This is a genomic window from Variovorax sp. 05N34, from assembly GCF_056397405.1.
In genome coordinates this window covers 213161-238102 of sequence record NZ_JBFTNI010000002.1, presented here as the reverse complement: position 1 = coordinate 238102, position 24942 = coordinate 213161, and the positions used below count along the sequence as shown (strand labels likewise).

At 64.9% G+C, this 24942-nt stretch carries 26 protein-coding genes and 1 pseudogene; 18 read left to right on the top strand and 9 right to left on the bottom strand.

Annotated features, from left to right (window positions below; translation table 11 throughout):
* Nucleotides 1–7: 7 nt before the first annotated feature.
* From AC1DMA_RS05505 to AC1DMA_RS05490, 4 genes are all read right to left on the bottom strand, one after another.
* Complete coding sequence (locus tag AC1DMA_RS05505) at nucleotides 8–397, bottom strand: nuclear transport factor 2 family protein (protein ID WP_478124117.1); 390 nt, start codon at nucleotides 395–397, stop codon at nucleotides 8–10.
* Nucleotides 398–497: 100 nt separating this feature from the next.
* Nucleotides 498–683 carry a hypothetical protein gene (locus AC1DMA_RS05500; protein WP_478124116.1) on the bottom strand — a complete coding sequence of 62 codons (186 nt, stop codon included), beginning with the start codon at nucleotides 681–683 and terminating at the stop codon, nucleotides 498–500.
* A 141-nt stretch (nucleotides 684–824) separates the two neighbouring features.
* Nucleotides 825–1403 carry a DedA family protein gene (locus AC1DMA_RS05495; protein ID WP_478143531.1) on the bottom strand — a complete coding sequence of 193 codons (579 nt, stop codon included), beginning with the start codon at nucleotides 1401–1403 and terminating at the stop codon, nucleotides 825–827.
* Between the two features lie 78 nt (nucleotides 1404–1481).
* Nucleotides 1482–2201: an adenylate/guanylate cyclase domain-containing protein gene (locus AC1DMA_RS05490; protein ID WP_478143530.1), complete on the bottom strand. Its 720-nt coding sequence runs from the start codon at nucleotides 2199–2201 to the stop codon at nucleotides 1482–1484.
* Nucleotides 2202–2428: 227 nt separating this feature from the next.
* Here AC1DMA_RS05490 and AC1DMA_RS05485 point away from each other — a divergent pair, with 227 nt between their 5' ends.
* The 6 genes from AC1DMA_RS05485 to AC1DMA_RS05460 all read left to right on the top strand — a co-directional run bounded on the left by AC1DMA_RS05485 (nucleotide 2429) and on the right by AC1DMA_RS05460 (nucleotide 11894).
* Nucleotides 2429–3112 carry a response regulator gene (locus AC1DMA_RS05485; protein WP_478143529.1) on the top strand — a complete coding sequence of 228 codons (684 nt, stop codon included), beginning with the start codon at nucleotides 2429–2431 and terminating at the stop codon, nucleotides 3110–3112.
* Entirely contained in the window at nucleotides 3112–4884 is a 1773-nt protein-coding gene (locus AC1DMA_RS05480; RefSeq protein ID WP_478143528.1) for a sensor histidine kinase, read from the top strand. The genes AC1DMA_RS05485 and AC1DMA_RS05480 overlap by 1 nt, the downstream gene beginning before the upstream one ends.
* A 44-nt stretch (nucleotides 4885–4928) precedes the next feature.
* Complete coding sequence (locus AC1DMA_RS05475; protein ID WP_478143527.1) at nucleotides 4929–10466, top strand: GMC family oxidoreductase N-terminal domain-containing protein; 5538 nt, start codon at nucleotides 4929–4931, stop codon at nucleotides 10464–10466.
* Nucleotides 10432–10953 carry an SLOG cluster 4 domain-containing protein gene (locus tag AC1DMA_RS05470; RefSeq protein ID WP_478143962.1) on the top strand — a complete coding sequence of 174 codons (522 nt, stop codon included), beginning with the start codon at nucleotides 10432–10434 and terminating at the stop codon, nucleotides 10951–10953. The genes AC1DMA_RS05475 and AC1DMA_RS05470 overlap by 35 nt, the downstream gene beginning before the upstream one ends.
* Before the next feature lie 125 nt (nucleotides 10954–11078).
* Nucleotides 11079–11483, top strand: a complete 405-nt coding sequence (locus AC1DMA_RS05465) for a DUF3224 domain-containing protein (protein ID WP_478143526.1) — start codon at nucleotides 11079–11081, stop codon at nucleotides 11481–11483.
* A gap of 69 nt (nucleotides 11484–11552) precedes the next feature.
* The gene (locus AC1DMA_RS05460; protein WP_478143525.1) at nucleotides 11553–11894 is read left to right on the top strand and encodes a hypothetical protein; all 342 of its coding nucleotides are present in this window, start codon (nucleotides 11553–11555) and stop codon (nucleotides 11892–11894) included.
* 9 nt (nucleotides 11895–11903) lie between these two features.
* On the opposite strand, the gene AC1DMA_RS05455 is transcribed toward AC1DMA_RS05460, so the two are convergent.
* A complete protein-coding gene (locus tag AC1DMA_RS05455) occupies nucleotides 11904–13355 on the bottom strand; it encodes a SulP family inorganic anion transporter (protein ID WP_478124107.1) in 1452 nt (483 codons plus the stop codon).
* 127 nt (nucleotides 13356–13482) lie between these two features.
* Between AC1DMA_RS05455 and AC1DMA_RS05450 the strand changes: the two genes are divergently transcribed.
* Nucleotides 13483–13764, top strand: coding sequence for a hypothetical protein (locus AC1DMA_RS05450; RefSeq protein WP_478143524.1), 282 nt, complete (start codon nucleotides 13483–13485; stop codon nucleotides 13762–13764).
* Nucleotides 13765–13778: 14 nt separating this feature from the next.
* On the opposite strand, the gene AC1DMA_RS05445 is transcribed toward AC1DMA_RS05450, so the two are convergent.
* Nucleotides 13779–14177 carry a VOC family protein gene (locus tag AC1DMA_RS05445; protein ID WP_478143523.1) on the bottom strand — a complete coding sequence of 133 codons (399 nt, stop codon included), beginning with the start codon at nucleotides 14175–14177 and terminating at the stop codon, nucleotides 13779–13781.
* 116 nt (nucleotides 14178–14293) lie between these two features.
* Between AC1DMA_RS05445 and AC1DMA_RS05440 the strand changes: the two genes are divergently transcribed.
* The 5 genes from AC1DMA_RS05440 to AC1DMA_RS05420 all read left to right on the top strand — a co-directional run bounded on the left by AC1DMA_RS05440 (nucleotide 14294) and on the right by AC1DMA_RS05420 (nucleotide 16936).
* Complete coding sequence (locus tag AC1DMA_RS05440; RefSeq protein WP_478124104.1) at nucleotides 14294–14530, top strand: hypothetical protein; 237 nt, start codon at nucleotides 14294–14296, stop codon at nucleotides 14528–14530.
* Between the two features lie 182 nt (nucleotides 14531–14712).
* Nucleotides 14713–15342 carry a hypothetical protein gene (locus AC1DMA_RS05435; RefSeq protein WP_478143522.1) on the top strand — a complete coding sequence of 210 codons (630 nt, stop codon included), beginning with the start codon at nucleotides 14713–14715 and terminating at the stop codon, nucleotides 15340–15342.
* 111 nt (nucleotides 15343–15453) lie between these two features.
* The gene (locus AC1DMA_RS05430) at nucleotides 15454–15657 is read left to right on the top strand and encodes a hypothetical protein (RefSeq protein WP_478143521.1); all 204 of its coding nucleotides are present in this window, start codon (nucleotides 15454–15456) and stop codon (nucleotides 15655–15657) included.
* A complete protein-coding gene (locus AC1DMA_RS05425) occupies nucleotides 15600–16334 on the top strand; it encodes a murein hydrolase activator EnvC family protein (RefSeq protein ID WP_478124101.1) in 735 nt (244 codons plus the stop codon). The genes AC1DMA_RS05430 and AC1DMA_RS05425 overlap by 58 nt, the downstream gene beginning before the upstream one ends.
* A gap of 281 nt (nucleotides 16335–16615) precedes the next feature.
* A complete protein-coding gene (locus AC1DMA_RS05420; protein ID WP_478143520.1) occupies nucleotides 16616–16936 on the top strand; it encodes a hypothetical protein in 321 nt (106 codons plus the stop codon).
* Between the two features lie 10 nt (nucleotides 16937–16946).
* On the opposite strand, the gene AC1DMA_RS05415 is transcribed toward AC1DMA_RS05420, so the two are convergent.
* Nucleotides 16947–17918 carry a LysR family transcriptional regulator gene (locus AC1DMA_RS05415; protein ID WP_478143519.1) on the bottom strand — a complete coding sequence of 324 codons (972 nt, stop codon included), beginning with the start codon at nucleotides 17916–17918 and terminating at the stop codon, nucleotides 16947–16949.
* A 90-nt stretch (nucleotides 17919–18008) separates the two neighbouring features.
* On the opposite strand from AC1DMA_RS05415, the gene AC1DMA_RS05410 reads away from it, so the two are divergent.
* From AC1DMA_RS05410 to AC1DMA_RS05395, 4 genes are read left to right on the top strand one after another with little or no spacing between them, the layout of a single operon-like run.
* Nucleotides 18009–19217 carry a CoA transferase gene (locus tag AC1DMA_RS05410; protein ID WP_478143518.1) on the top strand — a complete coding sequence of 403 codons (1209 nt, stop codon included), beginning with the start codon at nucleotides 18009–18011 and terminating at the stop codon, nucleotides 19215–19217.
* Nucleotides 19218–19242: 25 nt separating this feature from the next.
* The gene (locus tag AC1DMA_RS05405) at nucleotides 19243–20535 is read left to right on the top strand and encodes a DUF1254 domain-containing protein (protein ID WP_478143517.1); all 1293 of its coding nucleotides are present in this window, start codon (nucleotides 19243–19245) and stop codon (nucleotides 20533–20535) included.
* A 46-nt stretch (nucleotides 20536–20581) separates the two neighbouring features.
* Nucleotides 20582–21559, top strand: a complete 978-nt coding sequence (locus AC1DMA_RS05400; protein WP_478143516.1) for a Bug family tripartite tricarboxylate transporter substrate binding protein — start codon at nucleotides 20582–20584, stop codon at nucleotides 21557–21559.
* A gap of 8 nt (nucleotides 21560–21567) precedes the next feature.
* The gene (locus AC1DMA_RS05395) at nucleotides 21568–23319 is read left to right on the top strand and encodes a carboxylesterase/lipase family protein (protein ID WP_478143515.1); all 1752 of its coding nucleotides are present in this window, start codon (nucleotides 21568–21570) and stop codon (nucleotides 23317–23319) included.
* Here the strand turns inward: AC1DMA_RS05395 and AC1DMA_RS05390 are convergent.
* Nucleotides 23309–23809, bottom strand: a pseudogene (locus AC1DMA_RS05390) (MFS transporter); the annotation flags it as partial. The gene AC1DMA_RS05395 and the pseudogene AC1DMA_RS05390 overlap by 11 nt on opposite strands.
* Nucleotides 23810–23813: 4 nt before the next feature.
* Here AC1DMA_RS05390 and AC1DMA_RS05385 point away from each other — a divergent pair.
* Nucleotides 23814–24083 (top strand): solute carrier family 23 protein, encoded by a 270-nt coding sequence (locus tag AC1DMA_RS05385; RefSeq protein ID WP_478143514.1) that lies wholly within the window; start codon nucleotides 23814–23816, stop codon nucleotides 24081–24083.
* Nucleotides 24080–24613 (top strand): nucleoside deaminase, encoded by a 534-nt coding sequence (locus AC1DMA_RS05380; protein WP_478143513.1) that lies wholly within the window; start codon nucleotides 24080–24082, stop codon nucleotides 24611–24613. Before AC1DMA_RS05385 ends, AC1DMA_RS05380 begins: the two co-directional genes overlap by 4 nt.
* A 45-nt stretch (nucleotides 24614–24658) precedes the next feature.
* Here AC1DMA_RS05380 and AC1DMA_RS05375 read toward each other — a convergent pair whose 3' ends face one another.
* On the bottom strand, nucleotides 24659–24874 hold the full coding sequence (locus AC1DMA_RS05375) for a hypothetical protein (protein WP_478143512.1): 216 nt from the start codon (nucleotides 24872–24874) through the stop codon (nucleotides 24659–24661).
* Nucleotides 24875–24942 lie beyond the last annotated feature (68 nt).

Below are 24942 nucleotides of genomic sequence, written 5' to 3'. Positions count from 1 at the left end.
CCGTGCATCACCGATTCGCCTGAAGCATGGCCCCCATCTTCTGGTGAATCAGGTTCACGGCTTTCAGGGGGCGCAGCATCACCTTGAACTCGGTGATCCTGCCTTCCTCGTTCCACTTGATCATGTCGACGCCATTGACGCTGATGCCGTCCAGCTCGACCTGGAATTCGAGCACGGCGTCGCGCTCGCCCGTGAGCTCCCGAACATAGCGAAAAGACGGATTGAAGAAGACGCTGAAGGCGGCGGCGAGATAGGCCTTGGTGATGGCTTTGCCGACCTGAGGGGTGTGGACGACGGGCGAATAGAAGACCGCGTCGTCGGCAAGAAGTGCGTCAAGGCCCCGAACATCGCGCTCCGTGACGAGCCGGTGCCAGGTTTCGATCGGGCTGGATGACATTGCTTGGGCTCCCAAAAAGTCGCCCGACTCTGCCTCGGCCCGCGCTGAAAGACAAGCCCGCGCGCGACCCCGCTTTCTTGCCTTGTCTTTCCTGCCTTGTTTACTGGGCCGAAGCGACGGACGCCACGCCGCCCGTCAGCCACGCGAATGCGTTGGGGCTTGCGCTCACGGCCGTGGCCGCCTCGGCCAGGCGTAGCTCACCCTTTGCGGCTTCGCCAGTGACGATTCCGGCCGCAGATGCCAAAGTCACTGCGCCGGCCAAGATGAAGTTCCATGTCGTTTTCATTGCTGCCTCTGTGTGAAGAGGAGTTTGGGGCAAATTACCCGGACAGAACCAATGCAAAAAGAACTGCAGTGTTCGTTCGGGGGAAACAATGGCGCACTTGCGCCGCCCGGTGCGGTACTTCTCCGCCGTACGACGGGCTGTTCAGGACTTGGGCGGCTCGTTGGCTGTGCGGCGCGCGTGCCAGCGATGCGCCAGCGCGATCAATACGGCAAGCGTGACGATGACCGCCAGCGCAATCACCTCGTAGCGCGCCAGGTCGACGACGAGCCACTTCAATGTGTGCCCGAACATGTATCCGAGGCCGGGAATGATGAAAGCCCAGATTGCCGCGCCGATGAGGTTGAACATCAGAAAGCGTCGTGCCGGCACATCGCTCATTCCGATGGCGATCGGGCCAGCGATCCGCACCCCGTACATGAAGCGGATGCCGACGATCAGCCAGGCATGGTGCCGCAGCAACAAGCGGTTGATCCGCTCGGCATTGGGCGCCATGCGCGGCACGCGCCGCAATAGCGCATCGCCGTAGCGCCAGCCCACGAAGAAAAAGATCTGATCGCCCAGCGTTCCACCGAAAAAGGCAGTCGCCATGACCCACGGCAGCGACAGGTGCCCCTGATGCGCGGCGAACCCCGCCAGGATCAGAATGGTTTCACCCTCCAGCAAGCTCCCAGCCAGCACGGCGACATAGCCGTAGTCAGCGAGCAAGTGGTGCAGAGACATCGATGTTGGCAATCATTCGTTTCCGCATCATCCCGCCAAATGCACCACGTTGAAAGGGCGGCTTGCAATGCATGGCAATCAGCCGTGCAGCCGCAGACCATCGCCGGGCTGAGCCGGCCGGTCGCCGCAGACCCGGTACAGCCGCCATGGCTCGCACAGCCCCTTGAGCGCATGGCACTCGCCGCCGGAAAAGCACAGGCCCGAGCCCATCACCAGGTCGCGCACCGTCCCCGACACCATGATTTCCCCAGCGGCCGCCCCGGCCGCGATCCGCGCCGCCACATGGACGGCAAGCCCGGCGACCTTGTTGCCCAGGCGCTCGCATTCGCCGGTGTGCAGTCCAACACGAATTTCGATGCCGAGCGCATGCAGCGCCCTTCGAACGGCGAGGGCGCAACGCACCGCGCGCGTGGGCGTGTCGAAACTCGCGAAGAAGCCGTCGCCGGCCGTGTCCAGCTCGCTGCCGCGCCAGGTGGCGAGTTGCGCACGCACGATCGTGTGATGGCGCTCCAGCAGCCGCGACCAGGCCTCGTCGCCCAGTCGCTCGGCATGCCCGGAAGAATCCACGATGTCGGTGAACATGAGCGTCAGCAGGGCGCGGTCGCCCTCCATCGCTTCGCTGCTCGGCTTGCGCACGGAAAAGAGCAGCGCCTCGACTTCCTCCAGCAGATGCGCGAAGCGCTGCGGCGAAAGACCCAAGGGCAGGGCCTCGTCGCCCAGCAGCGGCCGGGGCGCGAAGAGCCGCCGCGCATTGGCGGCGTGCGGCCGCGCAACGGGTGCTTCGATGCTGAGGTTCATGCTCGGCTCCTTGTTGTTGGGGATGCGACGCGGGGGTCGGTCGGTGCAATGCAGTGTCTGCCGGCGGGGTGCCGCGTTCAATTGCGCGCCCGGGCTAGTCGAGGCCGAAAGCCGCTAAGCGCGCTGACTAGGCCGTTGGTATAGGCGCCAATCGCTGGTCTTTGGACTACCCTTCGAGCCGGAATGCGGGAGATCGCGTTTCAGCGTCGCAAGACAACGAGGTGCCCATGCGAGTCCTGCTTGTCGATGACCACGAGATCGTTTGGAACGGCACGCGCCGCCTGCTCGAGCAGCTCGCCGCGGAGATCGAGCCCGGCCAGCCCTTCGCCTTCGAGGCCAGCCGCGATGTCGAGAGCGCATGCCAGCACACCGCAGCCGACTTCGACCTGGTGCTGCTCGACTATCACCTGCCCACTCTCTCGGGCCCGGACGCGCTGCGTGCGGTCAAGGCGCATTTCGAGGCCACACCCGTGTGCATGCAGTCGGCCGAGAGCTCGCCCCAGCGCGTGCGCGAGGTGATCGACGCCGGCGCAGCCGGCTTCATTCCCAAGTCATACCGGCTCGCCGACATGGAGGCCGCGCTGCGGGTCGTGCTGCGCCATCGCATCTATCTGCCGGCCGAGTTCGTGCTCAGCGATGACGTGACCCGTGCGCGCGAGCCCGACGAGCTGCCGCGCGAGGACCTGGCGCGCTTTCTGCGCAACGAGCTCTCGCCGCGCCAGCGCCAGGTGCTGGCCCTGGCCATTCGCGGCACGCCGGTGAAGCTGATCGCGCGCCAGCTGGCCATCGCCGAAGGCACGGTGAAGGTGCACCTGTCCATGGTCTATCGGGCGCTCGGGGCGCGCAATCGCACGGATGCGCTGTGCCGCGTCTTCGATGCCCAGGCCGCGGCCACGCTGGATATTCAATGATGAAGAACCTGAATGCCAACGCCGAGGCCGCTGCCCTGATGGATGGCGCATCGCTCGAACTCGACGAGCGCCGGCTCCAGGTCGTGGCCGATCAGGCAGTGGGCCTGCGCTGGCAGATCCTGCTGACAGCGACCATCGTGGCGGCCATCGTCTGGCAGTCGGTGCCGCCGGCGGTCGTGCTGGCCTGGTTCGCCGCCGTTATCGGCAGCCGCGAGCTGCGAGCGTCGGCACTCGCGCACATGGCAAGCGACCGGCAACAGCCCATTGCCGCGCGACTGCACGCGACCGTGCTGTGGAATGCGCTGATCGGCGCATGCAACGGTTCGGCCGCCTTGTTCATGAGCTGGCTCGATCCATCGCTCGATGCGGTGCTCACGATGATCCTGGTGTCCTGGGGCGCCGGCGCGGTCTCCACCAGCGCCACCATCAGGCCCGCCTTCCTCGCCTATGCCAGCCTCCTCTTTGTGCCAACGGCGCTGATGTGGGCGTTGTCGGGAACCTGGCTCGGCCTGGGCATCGCGGCGCTGGTGCTGATGTTCTTTGGCGTGCAGTCCCGCTTTGCCAGGCGCAACCTGGAGACCTTCGAGGAGTCATTCCGCATCCGCCTCGAGAACGAGGCACTGGCCACCAGCCTGGAGTTCGAGCGGGCGCAACTGGCGGTGGCGCGGGATGCCGCGGTGAAGGCGAACCAGGACAAGAGCCGCTTCCTCGCCGCCGCGAGCCACGACCTGCGCCAGCCCCTGCAGGCGATGGCACTGAACGTCGGCGCGCTGCGGCACCTGTCGATGAGCGGGGAGGCCCGGCAAGTCTCGGAAGTGGTCGACACCAGTCTTGAGCAGCTTTGCTCCATGCTCGATGCCCTGCTGGACGTCTCCAAGCTGGACGCCGGCGTGGTCGTGGCGCAGCCGCGCCGCGTGCAGCTCGATCGCCTGGTGGCCGCGGTGATGGGCGGCTTCGGCGCCGCGGCGGCCGGGCGCCAGCTGCAGCTCGACTGGCACTGCCCGCCCGAGCTGGCCGTGCATTCCGATCCGGACCTGCTGCGCCGGATCCTCGCCAACCTCGTCGACAACGCCATCAAGTTCACGCCGGCCGGTGGACGGGTCGAGCTGCAGGTGCTGCCGCATGAAGGCGATGTGGAGCTCACGGTGCGCGACACGGGCCCTGGCATCGCGCCCGAGCATCACCAACTGATCTTCGAAGACCTGGTGCGGCTCGGCGCGGACGGCCCCGCAACCGTGAGCGGCCATGGCCTCGGCTTGGGGATCGTGCGCCGCATGGCGGACCTGCTGAAGCTGCCCCTCACTGTGGAGTCTTTGCCCGGCGCCGGCGCCACCTTCGTGCTGCGGCTGCCTCTGGCCGACACGGCGCAGGCGGCGCCCGCGGCCTTGGAGCCCGCCTGGAGCCTGGCCGGCCGGCGCGTCCTGGTGCTGGACGACGATTCGATGGTGCGCGGCGCCTATGTCAATGCGTTGGCCGCCATGGGCTGCCGCGCGCTCGCCGCGGCCACGCTCGACGACGCGCTGGCCCAGCTCTCGGGCGCCAGCTGCGATGCCGCGGTGGTCGACTTTCGCCTAGGCGGCGGCGTCGAAGGCCTTGAGGCCGTCGAGCGCCTGCGCGGACTCGAACCCTCGCTACCCGTCGTGATGGTGAGCGCCGACAAGGACGACGCGGTGGTCGGCGCCGCGCGCCGGCACGCGTTGGCCTTGCTGCGCAAGCCGGTGGACGCGCCCACGCTGGGGCGCACCATCAGTGCGGCCATCGCGGCCCGGTAGAGCAAGAAGAAAAAACGGCGGGCTTCCCCGCCATGGAGGTTGCGATGAACGAGCAAGCGAACGACCGCTGGTTGTCCACCGGCGCCGAGGTGCTGGTCGACGAGATCGCGCAAGATCCCGACGGTTGGCATTGCGAGGTGCTGATCGTCGGCAGCGGCTACGGGGGCGCGGTGGCCGCGGCGCGTCTGGCGGGCGCAAAGCCGGCGGCTGGCGGACCCGCGGTCAAGGTCTACGTGCTCGAGCGCGGCAACGAATACCTTCCGGGCGAGTTCCCCGCCACCTTCGGCGAAATCCCCGGGCACGTGCGCTTCAGCAAGCAGGACGGCAAGCCAGCGCGCGGCCGGCCCACGGGCCTCTTCGACCTGCGCCTGGGCACGGTCGCCGTGGTGCTGGGCAACGGGCTGGGCGGCGGCTCGCTCATCAATGCCGCGGTGATGGAGAGGGCAACGGCGGATGCCTTCGACGACAAGCGCTGGCCCAAGGCGCTGCGCGTGGCCGACGCGCTCAAGTCTGACTATGGCCATGCGAGCGCCATGCTGATGCCCGAGCAGATCCCGGGCAGTGTCGCCAAGCTCGATTCATTGATGGAGGCGGGGCGCGCCATGCACGCCAACACCGCGCGCAAGGCTTGGCTCGCCGTGGCTTTCAAGGACGGCACCAGCCCCGCGGGCGTCGACACGCGAGCCTGCATCAAGTGCGGCGACTGCGTGAGCGGCTGCAACTTTCGGGCGAAGAAATCGCTGGACGCGAACTACCTGGCCATGGCGCAGGCCAATGGCGCCAGGCTGTTTTGCGGTGCCACGGTGCACCGCCTGCGCACCGTTGATGACGGCATTGATGACGGCTATGAAGTCGACTTCTTCCTGACCGACCCCGACAAGGCGCGTGCCGACCGCAAGCGCTGCTACACAGTGCGCGCGCGCCGGGTCATCCTGGCGGCCGGCTCGCTCGGCTCCACCGAGATCCTGCTGCGCTCGCAAGGCGACGAGCTACCCGTTGGCGGCAGCAAGAGCTTGGGCCGCTGCTTTTCCACCAACGGCGACCTGATCGCCGTGGCCCATCGCCAGAAGCCCCTGGCGCACGCCTGCGCAAAGGAAGGCGACGCGCCGGATCGGCGCAACGTCGGTCCGACCATCACGGGGCTGCTGCGCAAGAAGGGCCGAGTCGGCCGGCCGGTGGTGATCGAGGAATTCGGCATTCCAGCCGCGCTGCGCCGCGCGTTCGCCGAAGTGGTGACTTGCAGCGAAGCCCTGCACGGGCTGTTGGAGGACGACTCGCGGCTCCACAGCGAAAACGATGCCTTGGACGATCCGCTGGCGGTCAGCGACGCCGCACTCGAGTACACCGCGGTGTACGGAATGATGGGCGACGACGGCGCCGACGGCCTGATCGAGTTGAAGCCCGGCGACGCCGACACGCCCCTGAGCGATGGGCAGGTGGGTATCTCGTGGCTCGGCGTCGGCGACCTGCCCGTCTTCGCGCAGCAGATGGACGCCCTGCACCATGCGCACGGCGGGCTCTTCGGGCTCGGCGGCCTGGGCGGCCGGGTGCTGCCCAATCCGCTGTGGCAGCCGCTGCCCGACGTCGGTCCGCTGGGTGCCAAGATCGGTGCTGCTACCGTGCATCCGCTGGGTGGCTGCCCGATGGCCGACGCCGTCGACGCTGGCGTGGTCGACTCGTATGGACGCGTCTTCGCCAAGGCGGGTCTGCTGCCCGGCCTGGCGGTGCTGGACGGCTCGATCATTCCGGTGGCTTTGGGCATCAACCCGGCGCTGACCATCGCGGCGCTGGCCGAGCGCTCCATTCCCATGCTGTCGAAGGACTGGGGCCTGGTCCTGCGCGGCAGTTCCAGGCTGCAAAGCGTGCCGCGCCCGGTGCGGCGCGACCGAAGCCATGCGGCCGCACCCTTGCCCACCCAGTTGATCATTCGCGAGTGCCTGCGAGGGGACATTCACGTCAATGGCAAGCCCTTTGCGCTGGAAGCCGTGGCCGAGTTCGCGCCCTTCGCCGCGTCGGACCTGCGCCGCCTGCCGCGCACGGTGGCTCAGCGCGCAGTGACGCTGCGCTTCACCGCCGCGGACGGCACGCCCTCGACCGCCGCCTGCACCGGCCAGGTCCAGCTGCTGGTGCGCGAATCCTCCAACCGCGAGGATCGCATGCTGCGCGTACTTGGCCTGGTACGGCGCAAGCTGGCGGATCTGCTGGGCCACAGCCCGGGCGCCGAGTACATCCTGGGCGTGTTGTGTACGCACTTTGGCGAAGCGCGCCTGCTGCGCTACGCATGGACCGTGACCAAGGCCGACAAGGACGCGCCGGTGCGCAAGGGCCGGACGATGCACTTCACCAAGCGGTTGGCCCTGACGGAGGACGCCAACCCGTGGCGGCAGCTGAGCGAAGGCCGACTCGACATGGGCGCGAACGACGGCGGTGTGCTGCGCCTTGACCTGGACTTCTTCGTGCAGCAGTTCATCCCGCTGCTCAAGATCACGGCGCAGCAGGATGCGCCCAATGCGCTGGGCGATCTGGCCGAACTGGGCCTGTGGTTGCTGCGCGTGATCTTGCACATTCACCTGGTCAGCTTCCTGCCGCCGGACGACAACCACAAGACCGCGCGCGAAAACGGCCGAATGCCGGGAAAGGTGGATGGCGTCGACCCTGTCGTGTATGACGTGCCGCACTTCGATCTCACGAAGTACACGACCACGGACGCGCTGCCGTTGCGGAAGCTGTCGCATTACCGCCCCCGGAAAGACCCCCCGGGCGCGCGGCCCGTGCTGCTGATCCACGGCTACGGCGCCAGCGGCTCCACTTTCGCGCACGTCATGCTGCCGAACAATCTGGTCAGCACCCTGATGAAGGCCGGGCGCGACGTCTGGGTGCTGGACCTGCGCACCAGCATCGGCCTCAACCTGGACCATCGCCGGTACTGGTCCTTCGACGAGGTCTCGCGCGAAGACATCCCCGACGCGATTGCGCATGTGAAGGGCCTCTCCGGGGCGGCGCAGCTCGATGTGGTGGCCCATTGCATCGGCTCGGCGATGTTCTGTGTGGAACTGCTGCGCAATGAAGACAAGCTGTACAAATCCATTGGCGCCGTGGTGCTCTCGCAGGTCGGCCCGTTGCTGCGCGCCAGCCCGATGAACCGCTTTCGCGCTTACCTGGCCAGCTACCTGGAGCAGTACCTCGGCACCGAGCAGTTCGACGTGACGCCGGCGGAGCGGACACCCGCGGTGCTGCTGGCCGACGCAGTGCTGGCCACCTTCCCCTATCCCGACCATGATGGCGAGAGCGGACGCCTTCACAAGGTCCCCGGCTTCGCAGCCGTGCGCCATCGCGCAGATGGCATCTTCGGCCAGACCATGCGTCTGGCGAACATCGGCGACCCACTGCTGCCCTATCTGGGCGACATCTACGGTTGGGTCATGGCAAAGGGGCTCGCGCAGGTCAGCCACTATGCGCGCGAGCAGTTGCTGACCGATGCGCAGGGCATGAACCGGGTGGTGACGCAGAAGCACATTGCCGAGCGCTTTGCCTTTCCCGTGATGCTCCTGCACGGCCGCCAGAACGCGGTCTTCGATTGGCGCGGCGCCTGGGACAGTTTCATCCTTCTGCGCGCCGTCTTCGGCAACAAGAAAAAGGACTGGTTCGAAAAGCCGCCTCGCGAGAGCGGTGACATCGTGCGCGAGGACGATCATCACCATCGCCTGGTGGTGTTGGACGCTTACGGGCACCAGGACTGCCTGATCGGCGAGCACGCGGACAAGGAGGTGTTTCAACACGTGGTTCGCTTCCTCGACGAATGCAGCCGCCTGGACCCCGAGCCGCCCGATCCGGAGGAACCGGCATTGCGTGTCGAACTGCCCTGGAAGGGGCCTGTGCTGGGGCGCGTTGGTCCAGCCGATGACGGCAAGCTGCTGCACTGCCGGCTCGCAGTGCTGCCGCCGCCGGCGCGTGCCACGAGCTTGGGGGTGGTCTACGTCCCTTTGAAACGCGATGGCGCGCAGCTGTGCTTCTGCTTTGACGAAATGGTGATCGACCCAACGTCCAATCACGAGCTGCGCCATCGTGCATTGGAAGTGATGCTGGTCGCCAGCGAGCTGCCCAAGTACGCAGGCTTCGCGGTCGTCACGGTGCACAACGATCTGCCGCTGCTGCGCGTGTTCGACATCTCTGATTGGGAGGAGGTGAACGCGCTGTTTCATTCGCCCAGGAGATCTGTCGTCGGCGAGACGCGAAGGAAGGTGATGGAGCTGTTGACGCCGCAGTGCTGCGAGCGGCTGCCGGACGCCCTCGACGCGGCAGTCGTGCGCCTCGATCCGGCCTGGATCGAGGCGGCGATGGACACCTCCGGTGCCCGGAGCCCACTCAGCTTTGCGCTCGCCAGTTGCCAATACCCGCCCGGGCTGTTCGACGAAATCCCGGCTCAGCGCTCCTGCGCGCGGCTGGTCCAGCAGGTGGACAGCGCGTCGGCCGGTGAACGACCGCAATTGCTGCTGCTGGTGGGTGATCAGGTGTACGTGGACGAGACCGCCGGCCTGTTCGATCCGGCGGGCAAGGATTCTGTCGAGCACGCCTACTTCCAGGGCTTCGGGCTTGCCTCCTGGCGTGCCGCGACGCGCCGGCTTCCGACCTATCCCATGCTCGACGACCACGAAGTGGGAGACAACTGGGAGCCAGGTTCCCTGAATGGCGGGCTGGAGAGGGCGGCCCTGCGCGCCTATCGCGCCAACCAGCACAAGTGGGTGGAGGACCCGGCGAAGGACCCGGCGCTCGACGAACTGAACTACGACATCAAGGTCGCCGGCCGTCTCTTCAAGGTGCTGGATACGCGCAGCCAGCGCCAGCGCCGCGTGCTGCGTCCCACGACCGGCGCGCACCTGTTGGGTGACGCGCTCATCCAGGATGGACTCGATCTGGCGAAGATCGTGAAAGACCTTCCTTCCGATTCACCCGCTTTCATCGTGTCATCGGTCGCGCTGCTGCCGCTTCCACGCGCCGCGGTCTTCGGCAGGGGGCCCGAGCGCATCGGCCTGGACGACTGGAGCGGCTATCCGAAGTCGCAGTTCGACCTGCTGGAACTGCTGCGCGACAGCCCGGTGCGACAGGTCATCCTGCTGGCCGGCGACCGCCACATGTCCAGCGTGTCCAGCCTGTGGATGACGGGGCGGCACGGACCGGTGGAAGTGATCTCCATCGTCTCGTCGGGCCTGTATTCGCCCTGGCCCTTTGCCAATTCGCGGCCGGAAGAGTTCTGGCTGGACGGGCCGGTCGACATGAAATTCGGAGGTCGCGAGATCAAGGGCCAGGCCGTTACGGCGGCTGTCGGTACCGGCAACGGTTATGCGCTGGTGCGCGTCGAGCCTGACAAGACCGGCAGTGGATGGACGCTGCACGTGAAGCTCGACCTGGACGATGGCAGCGTTGTGTGCCGGCGGGCGCTGGGTGGGACCGGTCCGCAGGCGGTGTGGAACATCGATGGTTTCGAGGGCGGCCCGCGGATCAAGACCTTCGATATAGGCGCGCTTGCCGGCCCGCTACAGTCAGACCATGACGACACCATTCATTCGCCGGCCTCAAGTTAGTGTTCTTGGCAGTGCCGAACCCGGCTCCTCGGCGTTTGAGCGGGCCGGCGAAGCGGGGGCGCTCCTCGCTTCGCTCGGCATGACTTTGGTCAGCGGCTGCGGTAGTCCCGCAACCAGAGTTGCTGCCGAGCGTGCGATGGGCGCAGGCGGTCTGGTGTTGAGCATCGTGCCACCTGACCAGATGCCGCCGCCGGATTGGCCAGCAACGGTAGTTGTGCCCTGCGGCATGGGTGACGCGCGCAACTTGCTCATGGCCTTGTCTGGTGATGCCTGCATCGTCATCGGGGGCAGGGCCGGCACTATTTCCGAAGTTTGTCTTGCGTGGCTGCACGGCCGGCCATTGCTGCCTCTCGTCGGACATGGGGGATGGTCTGATGGCCTGCCGTCAAATCCACCGGACGAGCGAAAGAACTCGGAAATCCTGCCTTGGACCACGACAGCCGAACTCGAGACGCAGCTGCGCAAACTCGGATTGGTGCGAGCATGAATGAGTAAAGGTCGTCATCGCGACGCGGACCGGCTTCGCTGGCGTAGCATGAATACCGACTGAAGGTTGCGTTCGCCACCATTTGACTCTCGCCGTGGCTACTCCGCGTGCACATGAAAGCCTCAATGACCGAAACAGCAAAAGGTACATTCGCCGTCACTCTCCTACCGATGCCCTTCGAAGGGGACGACGTAGAGCCGAAGCTACTGGGTCGTTTGACCATCAACAAGCAGATATCAGGTGACCTCGTAGCAACGACACGCGGCCAAATGCTGAGTGCCGGGACGAGCATCAAAGGTTCAGCCGCCTACGTTGCCATTGAGCGGGTCACTGGCGTTCTGGCGGGAAAGAACGGCTCATTCGTTCTGCAACACACTGGCACCATGAATCGCGGCCTGGCCTCGTTATCTGTCACCGTCGTGCCGGACTCAGGAACAGAAGATCTGACTGGTATCGAGGGTGAGTTCAAGATCAGTGTCGCGGATGGCACTCACATTTATGAGTTTTCCTATCGCCTCCCGGGCAACTGAAAGCTGATCACACTCTCGAATAGAAGTTGACGGGAAATGCAGAATGCGAGCCAACTCAAGGAGTCAACGATGTCGAGAGCCTTGTGCAGAACCATTGCGGCCGCGATGAGCGTCATTGCAATGAGCGGCGCTGCGGCGCAGGCCAGCGAGCAAGCCCCGGTGTTCACGCGAGCGCGACTCTCATCATCGTACGAAGACTCCGGCGGCAAGCTCTACGTTCGGTTGAGGCTGTTGCCCGGGTCCAAGATTCCCTTCGCGACGCAGACCTTCAGACTGCCCGACCGCTCTCTGCTCGCCGATATCCCGGAAGGATCATGGGTCAAGTTCACCTCGAGGCACATCGATGGCGAGAACACCGTGACATCGATTCACGCCACCGCCGAGTGCAAGCGCTTTCAGCCATGCGACTGAAGATGCCGGCTACTCGATACCGAGGTCCAGCTTCGACACCAACATTCGGCCTTGTTCATTCAAGCCGACAACCTCCACCGGGCTTCCATGTTTACGCAGCCGTTGACACACCTTGTCCAAGGCGTTCACGGCGGTGATGTCCCAGAAGTGGGCTTCGCTGACGTCGATGCAGACGGGTTTGCCCTCGACGTCCCGCACGTCGAACGCATCGACCAGCATGTCCGCTGATGCAAAGAAGACCTGTCCGGAGACCCGATAGGTCAAGCTTTCGGTTCCTGTCTTCACGACAACAAGCAGACGCGAGACCTTGAAGGTGAAGAACAAGCCGCTCAACAGCACGCCGACAGTCACCCCGGCGGCCAGGTTGGCAGTGGCAACGGTCACCGCCACAGTTGCGCCCATCACGACACTCGAAAGCTTCGGGTGCTTCAAGAGCGCACGCGCAGAACCCCAATCCAGCGTAGAGACAGACACCATCACCATGATGGCGACCAATGCGGCGACGGGCACTTGAGACACCCAGGGTTTCAGAAGCACCATGAGGATCAGCAGGAAGGCGCCCGCGAACAGCGTCGACAAACGTCCGCGTCCGCCATAGCGAACGTTGCTCACCGTCTGCCCAATCATTCCGCAGCCAGCTATTCCTCCGAACAAGCTCGCGGCAACGTTGGCGATACCGAGGCCGGTGGACTCGCGGTTCTTGGAGCTCGGAGTGTCCGTGAGCTCGTCGACAACGCTGGCCGTCATCATGGATTCGAGCAGTCCCACCATCGCGATGGCCACAGCCGGCAAGGCGATGAGTTTCAAAGTCTCCAAAGACAGCGGTACCTGAGGCAAGCCGAACGTCGGCAAGCCGTCGGGCAGATGGCCCAGGTCGGCCACCGTCTTCAATGGCAGATGCATCCAGTGCGCAACGAGGGTGAGCACGACGATGCAGACCAGCGGCGACGGCACGATGGTCGTCAGCCTTGGCAATCCGTAAATGATCAGCAGGCCGACAGCGACCATCACCCATGTGGCGCCGTTGGCGCCGATGAGGTGCGGCATCTGCGCCGAGAAAATCAGAATCGCCAACGCGTTGACGAAGCCGGTGCGAACGGAGCCCGACACATATCGCATCAGTGCGCCGAGGCGCAGCCACCCGAACAGGATTTGAACAGCGCCCGCGAGGATGCCGGCGGCAAGAAGGTACTGCACGCCATGCGCATGTACGAGTGGAGCAGCAACCAAGGCAACGGAGCCTGCTGCGGCAGAAACCATTGCCGGCCTTCCCCCGGCAAAGGCGATCACGATGCTGATGACGAAAGAGGCGAACAGTCCGACAGCAGGATCGACACCTGCGACGAAGGAGAAAGCAATGACCTCTGGAATGAGGGCGAACGTGGCGACCGCGCCGGCCATGAGCTCGCGTGGAATGCTGGGCGCCCATTCAGCGCGAAACGGGTGTGGGTGTTTGGACATGAAATATCGATGCTCTGCATCGAGCGGTTCGTACAGGGGCGTGGAGATGCCAAGCCTGAAGCCATGCTCCAGGTCCGGACGCAGGGTGGCTGTCGGCTACTCTAATCCCGTGCGATCATCCACCTTCATGCGTAGTCGCTACATCTTCGCAATGCTCGTGCTTCTTCACGTGAGCGGCTTTCTGTTTCCGCCGGGGCCGTTTGCCTCTTTCATCGGGAACTCGGTCTATTTGCCTCTCACGCTCCTGAAGGTGATAGGGCTGCCTGTCTACGCCTCCGCGCAAGCGTGGGGCTGGGCAAGTCCTTCACCCTTTGGATGGCTGGCGGTCATCATCGTTTGGGGGCTGATCTGGTGGCAGGTCGCCAGCCTCGCCGCCTGGGCGTTGCGCGCCAGGACATCACAAAGCTAGACGATCCGTACAGCCTAGGAACGCACCCGATGAATGGCACAAAGCTTGTTGCCGTCCGGGTCGCGTACGTAGGCGAGGTAATACTTGCCCAACGCATCGTCGCGCAGTCCTGGTGGATTTTCGATAGATATGCCGCCATGCGCCACGGCCGCGTCGTGAACCGCTTTCACCAGTTCGGGGCTCGCGCACTTGAATGCGATGGTTCCTCCGTTTGCGCACGTGGCAGGTTGATCGTCGATGGGCTCGCTGATCGCCAGCGTGTTTCCGTCATGGCGATAGAACAGACGAACATGACCTGTCGCCGAAACGTTGCGAACAGGCGCGCCCTCCGCGCCAATCACACGAAGAACCGCATCGTAGAACCGTTTGGAGCGTTCGATGTCGTTGCTGCCAATCATGACGTGATTGAACATTCATTTTTCCTTTCTGGTTTGCCAAGAATGCGAGTCAAGCAAGCGCGCGAAGCTCGCGCGCACTCACTCGTGTAGATTCTCGATCTTGCAGCCCGCTTTTTTTCGATCATCGATTCATGTCCGCCATACCCTCCAGTGAAGAACTCGCCAGCCTCGACGAAGAAGCGCTGGCAGCCTATGCAACGGAGTGGCGCGCCCGCGCCTCGCGTGGAGAGAAGTCGGCCTACGGCGTCGCACATGCGCTGGAGGTCGAATTGCGCCGCCGCGTCAGGACCAGCCTGATGCACCAGCTTGCCGAAGAACCGCCGGCGCCGCCTCGTCCGTGGTGGAGACGCTGGGTCTTCGGAAGCTGATTCCCCTTCCGCGGCAACGTGCGTCTTCCCTGTGGAACGCGGCTTCGCAGGTAACATGCGTTCCGCGAGACGTTCGCACCTATACGTTTCGCGCTTGAACGACTTTCGATGACCGACTCCGACTCCGACCCCGACCCTCTCTTCACGGCCTGTCGCCGCTTTCGTTGCCCGAGGACTCGGTCTTGATATTTACGGGCGACGATCTCTTCGCGATCAAGGTATTCGCAGCTGCTTCGCCGGTGGCCGGGCTTGCAGCTTTCGCACACGTCAAAGCCCGGCGCCGACGTGCTCGCGCCATGGTCGCGGAAAGCGCGAGGCACACTGTCCGAACGGCAATCATCGAAATCCGGCCTTCCCCGACGACGGATTCCGGTTCGGTCAGCATCGAACTCACGCCGCACTTGCTGGCATGTCTTGCCGCTGCCGATAGCGCGCATCTTCCTCGCTATTCGACACCCGATGCGGTCATGATGGCGCCGGCGGTCACTGCCGTCTGGAAGACCCGTCGACTGCTGGAAACGGTCGAATTCGAGGCGCCGAGCAAGCTCGTCGTGTCGCGGGAATTCGTGAAGGTGCGGTCGTCGTCCAAGTCGGTCGAAAGCATCCAGGTGCCTTTGCGCGAGCTGCTGGAGGCTCACCACAGGACCGAGAGAAGCCTGCCGCTGTACTGCGGAGCCGATGAAGAGATCCGGTCGGTGCCTCGGCAGGTGCTTCGGGTCGGCCCTGCGCGGGCGGGCAAGGATTTTTACTGGGTGCGCGCCGCCAATCTCGCCGAGCGGGACGCGCATGCGAGACCGCGGCACGATTCGTGAAATTTGCACTCATTCGATCGCCCTCCGATGTGCAGACCGGTCCAAACAGCGGATTGGCAATGCAGCGGGGGAGCATGCAGACTGACTCCGAACTGGAACAAGGAGTCGAAGTTGGAATTGCATTGGATTTACGTGGTCATCCCCATCGTCGTCGCAGGCGTGGGCTCATTGGTGGTGCTGCCGATGTTTCGCAGCGCGAAGAGTCTCAACGATCGCATGACGCACCAAGTCACGCGCTCATTGGCGCTGTTGAAGGAATGCTCGAGCATGATGGGCGCCGAGACGCGCTTCAGCCCTCCGCCCGCGGGTCGTTGATCGGCCGGCTCGGCCGGCTCGGCCTTGGCGCGATGCTTTGCGCCCTTGTCGTTGCATGCGGTACATCGCCCAAGGAAACATCGAGGACGCGCACAGCGTCGCCGCCGTCGACCTCGTCGACCACGCGCGCTGACGGCGCTTCTTCTTCGTCCAAAGCGTCGTCGGCCCCATCGACCGCGGCCAAACGCAAGGCGCAGCGCCAGGCGAAGCGCAAGGCGCCCACACGTTCTGCGGCCGCGGGCAAGGGCGCTTCGACCAAGTCTGCCAAGGTCACAGCCTCGCCGGGCCCGGGCGCCGCGGCGGGAACCTTTCTGTGGCCGGCGGCGGGGCAGGTCAGCGGGCGATTCAATGGCGGCTCCAACAAGGGCATCGACATTCGCGGAAATCCTGGCGACCCGGTCGTAGCGGCGGCCAAGGGGCGGGTGGTGTATGTGGGCTCGACGCTCAGGGGTTACGGCAATCTCGTCATGGTCAAGCACGACAAGGACTTGATGACCGCCTACGCGCACAACCGCAAGATCCTGGTTCGGGAGAACCAGCAAGTGCAGGCCGGCCAGCAGATCGCCGAGATGGGAAACACGGATTCGAGCGTGACCCGGCTGCACTTCGAGGTTCGGCGCGGGGGSCATGCCGTCGATCCGATGCCCTATCTGAAGGCCGGTCCCTCGGCGCCCTGAAAACGCATCGCAGGGTGCGAGGGAGGTCCACAAAGGCGGGATCACCCAAATCAACGCAGCGTGCAGTTTTGCGCAATTCGCGCATCGCGAGCGGTTGTAGGTCATTTGGATTCAGTCGACCCAGTCACACAATCGCGCCATCTTTTTTCAGCTGGTCCGCCATGGAAGCATCCCTATCTTTCGGCACGTTCACTCGAATCCTTCACGGCCTTTGGGCTGTGCTGACGAAGCCTGTGCCGATGCGTCCAGCTCCGCGAGCCGCGGCGCGAAGGGTGGTTCCGATGCCGTCGCGAATCGAAACCCGGCGAAGTGAATTGCCTGCGGCGCCGGCGGCGCGGATTGCACCTGCGGCATCTGTTGCCGCGGCGGCTCCAATGGTCCAGGAGCCTTCGGCCGATCCGGTGAAGGCTGCAGTTCGCGAATCGGTCGCACCCGCATCCGCCAAGCCGATGCGCACCCTGGAAGAGGTGCGAGCCGACCTGGCCCGTCTGCGCGAGAAGTCGAGGGAGCGTCAGGCCCAGGCGCCGGTGCGTGCGGACATCGGCTTTGCGCCGACCGATTTCATGGACTTCGGCAATCTGAAGCTCCGCAGCGCCCACTGAATCGCTGGCACTACTTCCCGGTCAGTCGCCTCTTCGGCACCGTGTTCCCGCTGACGCGGCGTATTGCATCCGCGAACTCTGTGACGATCGCAGGCCTTTCCGTTCCGTCTCGTCGAAAGAACAGGCCGAACGAGGGAAGGATCATCCGGGGCAGCACCTCGAGCCTCTGCACACYACCTCGGGCCGTTTCGTCCAGCGCATGTTCCAGTCGCACCGCGCACACCAGCGAAGGATCCTTGCGAAGCACGGTGCCGATCGTCACCGATGACATCGCCTCGATGACCGGCACGGGCGGCGTCACGCCACTGTTGAGGAAGGCGGTCATGAATGCCTGCCTGACCAGCGTTTCCTTGGGTGGCACCACCCACGGCGCGGCTTGCAGGTCGGCCCATCGCAACCGGCGGCCGGTCACGCTCTCGTTCGCACTGGACGCAAGCACACACAGCTGATCTTCCAGCAGCACGACAGGTTCCAGCAAGCCGATCACGTCACTGGAGATGAGCTCAGGAGTGATGGCTCCAAAAACACAGTCGAGTTCGCCGTCCAGCAGGCGATGGATGAGCTCATGGACGCGACCCTCCCGCAACTGAACAGCCGCGCCGGGCATTCGCCGCCGCAGCTCGACGATGGCCGCTGGAATGGTCGCGGTGACCGACGGAGCGCCCACGCGCAGCACCGCAGTGATACCGCTCTGCATGGCATCGACGTCCTCGGTGGCGCGGGCCAGCTCATTGAGCACTGCTCGGGCCCGGAAGACGGCGCTTGATCCCACGGCGTTCGCGTGGATCCCTTGATGACTGCGCTCGAAGAGTTTGGCCCCGAAGCAGCTCTCGATTTCGCCGAGCATCTTGCTGATCGCCGGCTGGCTCAAATGCAGGCGTGCCGCCGCGCCGCGCATGGTGGGCGCTTCGGAAAGTGCGACAAGCAGTTCGAGGTGTCTGAGGCGCAGCGTGCGGATCAAGCGGTCGGTTTTCGTGTGCATTCCAGGTTCCGTGGGGTATAGCGATCCGTGATCACTCCTTCACGATTATCGAATTTTCAAGAATCGCGAAACTCGATAACGTCGCTGCCAATGAACTCAGAACCTAGAGAGACATCCGGGCCCGCGGCGCCGTTGAAAAACGTGCGCGTGATCGACATGGGGCAGTACATCGCCGGACCGGGCGCAGCCATGGTGCTGGCCGAACTCGGCGCACAGGTGATCAAGATCGAACCGCTGGCGGGCGACCAGGCCCGACACATCGGCCGCTATGGCGAATCGATGATCCGCGCCTACAGTCGCGGCAAGCAGTCGATTGCGCTCAATCTCAAGAGCGAGGCGGGTCGGGAGATCGCCTGGCGCCTGATCGCCCACAGCGACGTGGTGATCCAGAACCTGCGCCCGGGTGCCGTCGAGGCGCTGGGTCTGGCGCCTTCGGCCGTACGCGAGCGGTTTCCGAGGGTCATCTATCTGTCGATTTCGGGTTTCGGGGACCTGGGGCCGTCGAGCGAACGCCCCGGCTACGACATCGCTGCACAAGCGGAGAGTGGCTTGATGTCGGTCACGGGTGAGCCGGACCGCCTCCCTCAGAAGGTGGGTGTACCGATCATCGATGCTGCCGCGGCGCACCTGGGTGCGCAAGCGGTGCTCGCCGCGCTGTACGGCCGCGCGCAGACCGGCGTGGGCGAGACGCTGCGCACGTCGCTGCTCGAAGTGGCCATGCATCTGCAGGCCACCACGTGGTGCGACTACCTGGGCGGCGCGCCCGAGCCGACGCGCATCGGCGACGGCCAGCCGAACAACGCCCCCGCGGCGGAGGTGGTGCCGACGCGCGACGGGCATATCGTGCTGTCCGCCTATGCAGACGAACATTGGGCGCGGTTTTGCCGCGTGATGGGGCGCGAGTCGCTCGCGACCGATCCTCGATTTCGCACGAATGCGCTCCGGGTGCAGCATCGCAGCGAGCTTCGCATCGTGCTGCGTGAATGCCTCTCGTCATTGACCAGCGAAGAATGCGTGGCGCTGTTGAGCCGGAACCAGATCGTCGTCGGCTTCGTGCGCAGTTACCGGCAGGTGCTGCAGAGTGCCGACGTTCAGGCGAGCGGACTGTTGGTCGACGCCATTGGCACGGACGGTCAGAGCTACCCGTCACTGGCGCTGCCCTACCGGCTCGGTGACGCGCCGCGCGCCAAACCGCCGGCGGCTCCGGCGTGCGGGGCCGACACGGACTTGCTCCTGGGTGAGCTCGGACTCGCTGCGAACGAGATCGACGAACTTCGCCGCGCCGGTGCGGTGGCCTGATTGGCCTGATATCAACGAGAAAACCATGGATTCGAAGACGACCTTCACCACCCGCACCCCCATGGTCACCGACGCCTGCGAAGACGCGGTGATCCAGACGCTGCCGCTGTTCGAGATGATGCGCATGCGCGCCGCGACAACCGCGCGCCGCCACCCGGTTCTCGGCTTTGCTGCGCCGGACCCTGCATCGACCATGCGATGGGTCAATCAGTTCACTCACACCCACCGTCGGCTCGGTCCGAACGACAAGGAAGTGGTCAGCCCGAACAATGACACGGTCTACAGCAACGCGTGGCTGGACCTCTCTGAAGGACCGGTCATCATCGAGACGCCCGACATGGGCGAACGCTACTGGACCCTGGGGCTGCTCGATGCGTGGACGAACCCGTTTGCCTATGTGGGACGCCGGACCACGGGCAACAGGGCCCAACGCACGTTGGTGCACGGACCCGGCTGGCACGGGACTGTTCCGCCCGGTATCACGCTGACGATTGCCGCACCCGGCGACGACGTATGGCTGATCGGGCGCCATCTGGTGGAGGACGATGGCGAAGACGCCGATCGCGTCCGCGAGTCGCAGCGCTCGATGCGGCTCGTCCGCCCCGATGGCGCCGATGCGGCCATGCGCGTGGACACATGGATGGACGGCCGCGATGCGGGCACACCGGCTGCCGACCTGTACCTGTCCATCGTGAGCGCAGCATTGCGGCGCAATCCGCCGCTGCCTGGGGAAGCCCTGGCATGGCCTCCTGAATCGATCGGGTTCGCGGCGACGCTCGCCATGGTCTACGAGCGTCTGCGCACGAGCAACCAGCCGCACGATCTGGGCGGAGGCTGGGCTATCCCGGTGATGGTCAAGACCCATTGGGGCGACGACTATCTGACGCGCGCCCGTATCGCCCGCAACTTCATCGGCGCGCTCGGCGTAGAGGAAGCGATGTACCCCACGGCGGAAGTGGACGCGCGCGGCGCACCGCTGGATGGATCGCGGTGCTACGAGTTGCGCTTCGCGCCGGGCAGGGGCTTGAAAGTGGGTGCCTTCTGGTCGCTCACGATGTACCGCCGCAGCGACTGCCTCTTCGTTGCGAATGCCATCAACCGGTATTCGATCGGCGATCGCACGCCGGGCCTGCGCCATGACGCCGACGGGGGTCTTGCGATACGGCTCCAGGCGGAGGATCCAGGGCCGGGCGTCAACTGGCTTCCCGCGCCGAAAGGCGACTTGTTCTACGTCGTGCTGCGGCTCTATCAACCGCATGCCGACCACCTGGAGTTGCGGTTCGACTATCCGCCGATCCAGCCTATCGAGCCGATCTGATTGCTGAGACAAAACGCAAAGACAAAATCAACGGAGACAAGCAAACATGACAACGAACCGCAGACACTTTCTCACATTGGCCGCAGCCGGCCTTGCAACGCCCTGGTGCCTGCCGAGCCAGGCGCAAGCATGGCCAGCACGGCCGATCCGCATGATCTCCCCCTATGGCGCAGGCGGGTCCAACGACATCCTGACGCGCGTGCTCGGCGAATTCCTCGGCCACAAACTCGGGCAGGGCGTGGTGGTCGAGAACAAGGCCGGTGCCGGCACGCGCATCGCCAACGAATTCGTGGCCAAGGCGCCTCCGGATGGCTACACGCTCCTGCATGCGGCAGCACCGATTGCGATCGGCGAGGCGCTCTACAAGGATCTGCCCTACGACGTGCACAAGAGCTTCGCGTCCATCTCCAGCACGGCCATCGCTCCCTTGTTCCTGGTGGTCAATGCCAACGCGCCCTACAAGACGCTTGCGGAGTTCATCAAGCATGCAAAGGCGAATCCCAACGGAGCGACGTTCGGATCGCCTGGCGCCGGCTCCGCGCCTCATTTGACGGCCGAACTCCTGCTGCGTGCCGCAGGCGCGAAAGGCATCGTCGTGCAATACCGCGGCGATGCGGCTGCCTACACCGAGCTTCTTGCCGGGCGGATCGACGCCACCCTGACAGCCATCACCACGGCCGTACCTCACATTCAGGCCGGCAAGCTGCGAGTCCTGGGAGTCGCCACCGAAGAGCGCACGCCGCTTTACCCGGAAGCGCCGACCTTCCGCGAGCAGGGACTGCCTTCCGTTGTCGGCTATGGCTGGTACGGCATGCTCGCGCCCGCAGGAACACCGGCGAACATCGTCGCGCGATTGAACACCGAGATCAATGCCGCGGTGGCCGACGCGGATGTCCGTCGCAAGGCCGAGGCCGCCGGACTGCAGCTGCGTGCAAGCACGAGCGCCGAGTTCAGTGCGTTCATCGCCAGCGAGACGCGCAAGTGGGCGCAGATCATCAAGGCTGCCAACATCACGGCCGAATGATGAGCGCGATGCCACGAGGCAAGTGCGGGCTCGCACGCGCGGGAGTGGTTTTCCTCATGGTGCTGATGGCCGGATGCGCGATGGTCGCCGGACCGAAGCCAGCCATGCAGCGCAACACCACATCGGGCCCCGTGATCGGCAGTGACGATGCGACGGGCAGCGGAACCTGGAACTGGAAGGGCGTTCCGTATGCACGAGCCCCTGTAGGCGATCTGCGCTGGCGCCCGCCGCGCGAGCCCGAGCGGTGGACCTCCGCGCGGTCCGCCACCGCGTTCGCGTCCGCCTGCGTTCAGACCGGGCGCCTCTATGGTCCCGGCCTGCACAACCGCTACGACGACACGATCGGCACTGCGCTCGGCAAAACTGTCGGATCGGAAGACTGTCTGTACCTCAATATCTGGACGCCTGCCTCGCCGGCCGCCAAGCCCAGGCCTGTGGTCGTGTTCGTTCATGGAGGCAGCAACATCACCGGCTACACGGCGGACCCGGTCTACGACGGCGCCGCGCTCGCGCGCAACGAAGATGTTGTCGTGGTCACAGTCAACTACCGGCTCGGCGTCTTCGGTTTCCTGAATCAGGCTCAACTGAAGACCGGAGAACGCGAGGAAGACTCGGGCAACTTCGCGCTGCTCGACATCGTCAAGGCGCTGGATTTCGTGAACGCCAACATCGCGGAATTCGGCGGCGACCCTCGCCGCGTGACGCTGATGGGCCAGTCGGCAGGTGCCGTGAACGTCTATGCATTGCTGACATCGCCGATGCTGCTGGCGCGCGACAAGCCGCCGTTCCAGAGGGCGGTCGTCCTCAGTGGCGGTATCTCCACAGCGGCATCCCTGCCGAAGGGTGCCATTCCCGGCGTGTTGCCGGCGGCGCTGTGGGCGAAGCGCGGCGATGCGCTGCTTGATGAAATGCTCATGTCGCAAGGCCGTGCAACCGACGAGTCGGATGCACGTCAGCTGGTTTCGAAGACTGGTGCGGCGGCCATGGCGGACTGGATGCGCTCCAGTTCGGCCGATTCGATCCTGGAGGTGGTTCGCGCGCGCCTTGCCCACCGCGGCATGGCCGCTTCAAATCCGATTCCGGACGGTTGGGTCGTCGCCAAGGACCCGATCGCTGAAATCCGCGCGGGCCGCTACGTTCATGTGCCGGTACTCGCAGGCCTCGCCCGCGACGAAACGAAGCTCTTTCCCCAGTTGTTCGCGTTGCGTCCGGATCTCGGCGGAACAAGCGGCCGCCTCCTCGACGATGCGGCAGTCTTTGCGCTTGCGGCGCACTACGATCCGGAAGCTGCACCGCAGACCTCAATCCAGCAATGGGTGCCGCCAGCTTATCTGCCCGCGGCGACGCCCGCCACCGGCTTCGATTCGCGTGCCGCCGAACTCAATCGGATCTGGTTCAAGGCGATTCGGGACGATGCGTTGAACGCGTTGCGCACGCAACAAGCTTCGGTCTGGGCCTACGAGTTTGACTGGGATGAACTGCCAGCGCCATTCGACAAGATATTCGGCGCTGCGCACACATTCGACCTGCCGTTCGTGTTCGGAAATTTTGGGCCGTCGCTGTACTCGCGTATCTCGTTCACGCACGCGAATGAGCCCGGGCGGCTGGCGCTTTCAGGCGTGATGCAGGGCGCGTTGGGAGCTTTCGCCCGCAGTGGCGATCCGAGTCATGCAGCAGCGATCGGGGCGAAGTGGCCAGCCTGGCCGAGCACGCTTCACTTCGACGCGGATGCAAATCGAGCGCACGTCGTCATTCAATGATCGAGGACTTCTTTACGGAGATTACTTGGCGCGCTTTTGCCGGCAGCGCAAGCTGGGGGTTCGCGGGTACGAGTAGCGGCACGGCAAGCACGGCGCAGCCGCTTGCCGCAAACCATACCAGCGCCCATCCCTGCATCGCCAGCATGTGCGGGATCAAGAGCGGTGTCAAAAAGCACACCACGAAGACACCTGTATTGGCCATGCCGAGCGCAGTGCCCGTGCGTCCCGCACCGGACAGCACCGCCAGTTCCGTGTAGGCGACGCCGTGCCAGGCGGACACGCACACGCCGCTGATGACCAGCAGGCCCATCAGTCCCGAACGAAAGAAGGAAGAGCCGACAAGTCGATCCTCGCCCAACGTGGCAGCGGCACCCAGCGCCGCGAACAGCAGCGCGGCCAAGACGCCGCACACGCGCAGGTACGCGGGCCTGTTCTTCCGGCGGTCGGTCCAGCGACCGCTCCAGACGCGCATCACCATCGCGCCAACCTGTCTGATGGGGCTGTTTCCCAAGCTCGGGGCGCTGATCGCGTCGGTGCCGCGCCCTGTTCTGGGCGGCTGTGCGATCGTGATGTTTGGCATGACCACCGTGGCCGGCATTGAGTTGCTGTCGCGCGTCAAATTCGAGGGTACGCGCAATGCGATCATCGTGGCAGTGTCGGTCAGTGTGGGTGTGTTGCCGATGTCGTTTCCGCCCCTCTTTGCGCACGCCAGTGGAAAACGCGAGCGCCTGAGCGCCCTGTCCCACCTCTTTCAAGCAACATGAAGCCATCCCTCTCCTCGACAATGAATTCCTCTACGCCAGAAACACTGTCGGCGCGCGACATTGAACTGCTTCGCCTGTCGATCAGACTCTCCAACGAGTCCCGTGAACGCGGGCGCCATCCCTTTGCAGCGCTCGTGGCCGACGCCAATGGCGAGGTCGTCACGACAGCCGGCAACAACTCGATGCCTCCCGAAGGTGATCCGACACAGCACGCCGAGCTCGTGGCGGCCGCCCAGGCCGCCCGCCGACTCACGCCTGAGCAACTCGCGCGATGCACCTTGTTTACCAGTGCCGAGCCCTGCTGCATGTGCGCCGGCGCGGTTTACTGGACCGGCATTGGTCGCGTGGTCTATGCGCTGTCCGAGCATTCGCTGCTCGGGCTCACGGGGGACCATCCAGAGAACCCGACCTTTTCGCTGCCCTGCCGGGAGGTCCTTGCGCGCGGGCAACGCCGCGTGGAAGTGATCGGGCCGCTACTTGAAGATGAAGCGTCCGTGCCACACCGGGGGTTCTGGCATAGGGATGCGTGAATTCGCTCTCGGCTCCGGCAACTCGCGCTTGTCGGATCTGCGCGCCTACCAGAACCGCCAGAAGGGGCGCTTGCGCTGAGCAGGCTCCAGCGAAGCATTCATCGTCGTGCTGCTGCCAAATCGTCGCCGGACTTCCCGTTCATGAACGTGTGCAGGTCCGCGGGCTTCCGCGTGCCCGCGCAGCGCCAGAAGGCGCAACTGGTGTGCGCGGTCAAGGAGGTCTTCGTCGGAAAGTTTTCCTGGCTCGGTCATCATGATCACGCGATTTTGCAACGGCGGCGAGAGCCTGCGATGAAAATTTCTGCCTTCGAATCAGGCGAGATCGGACC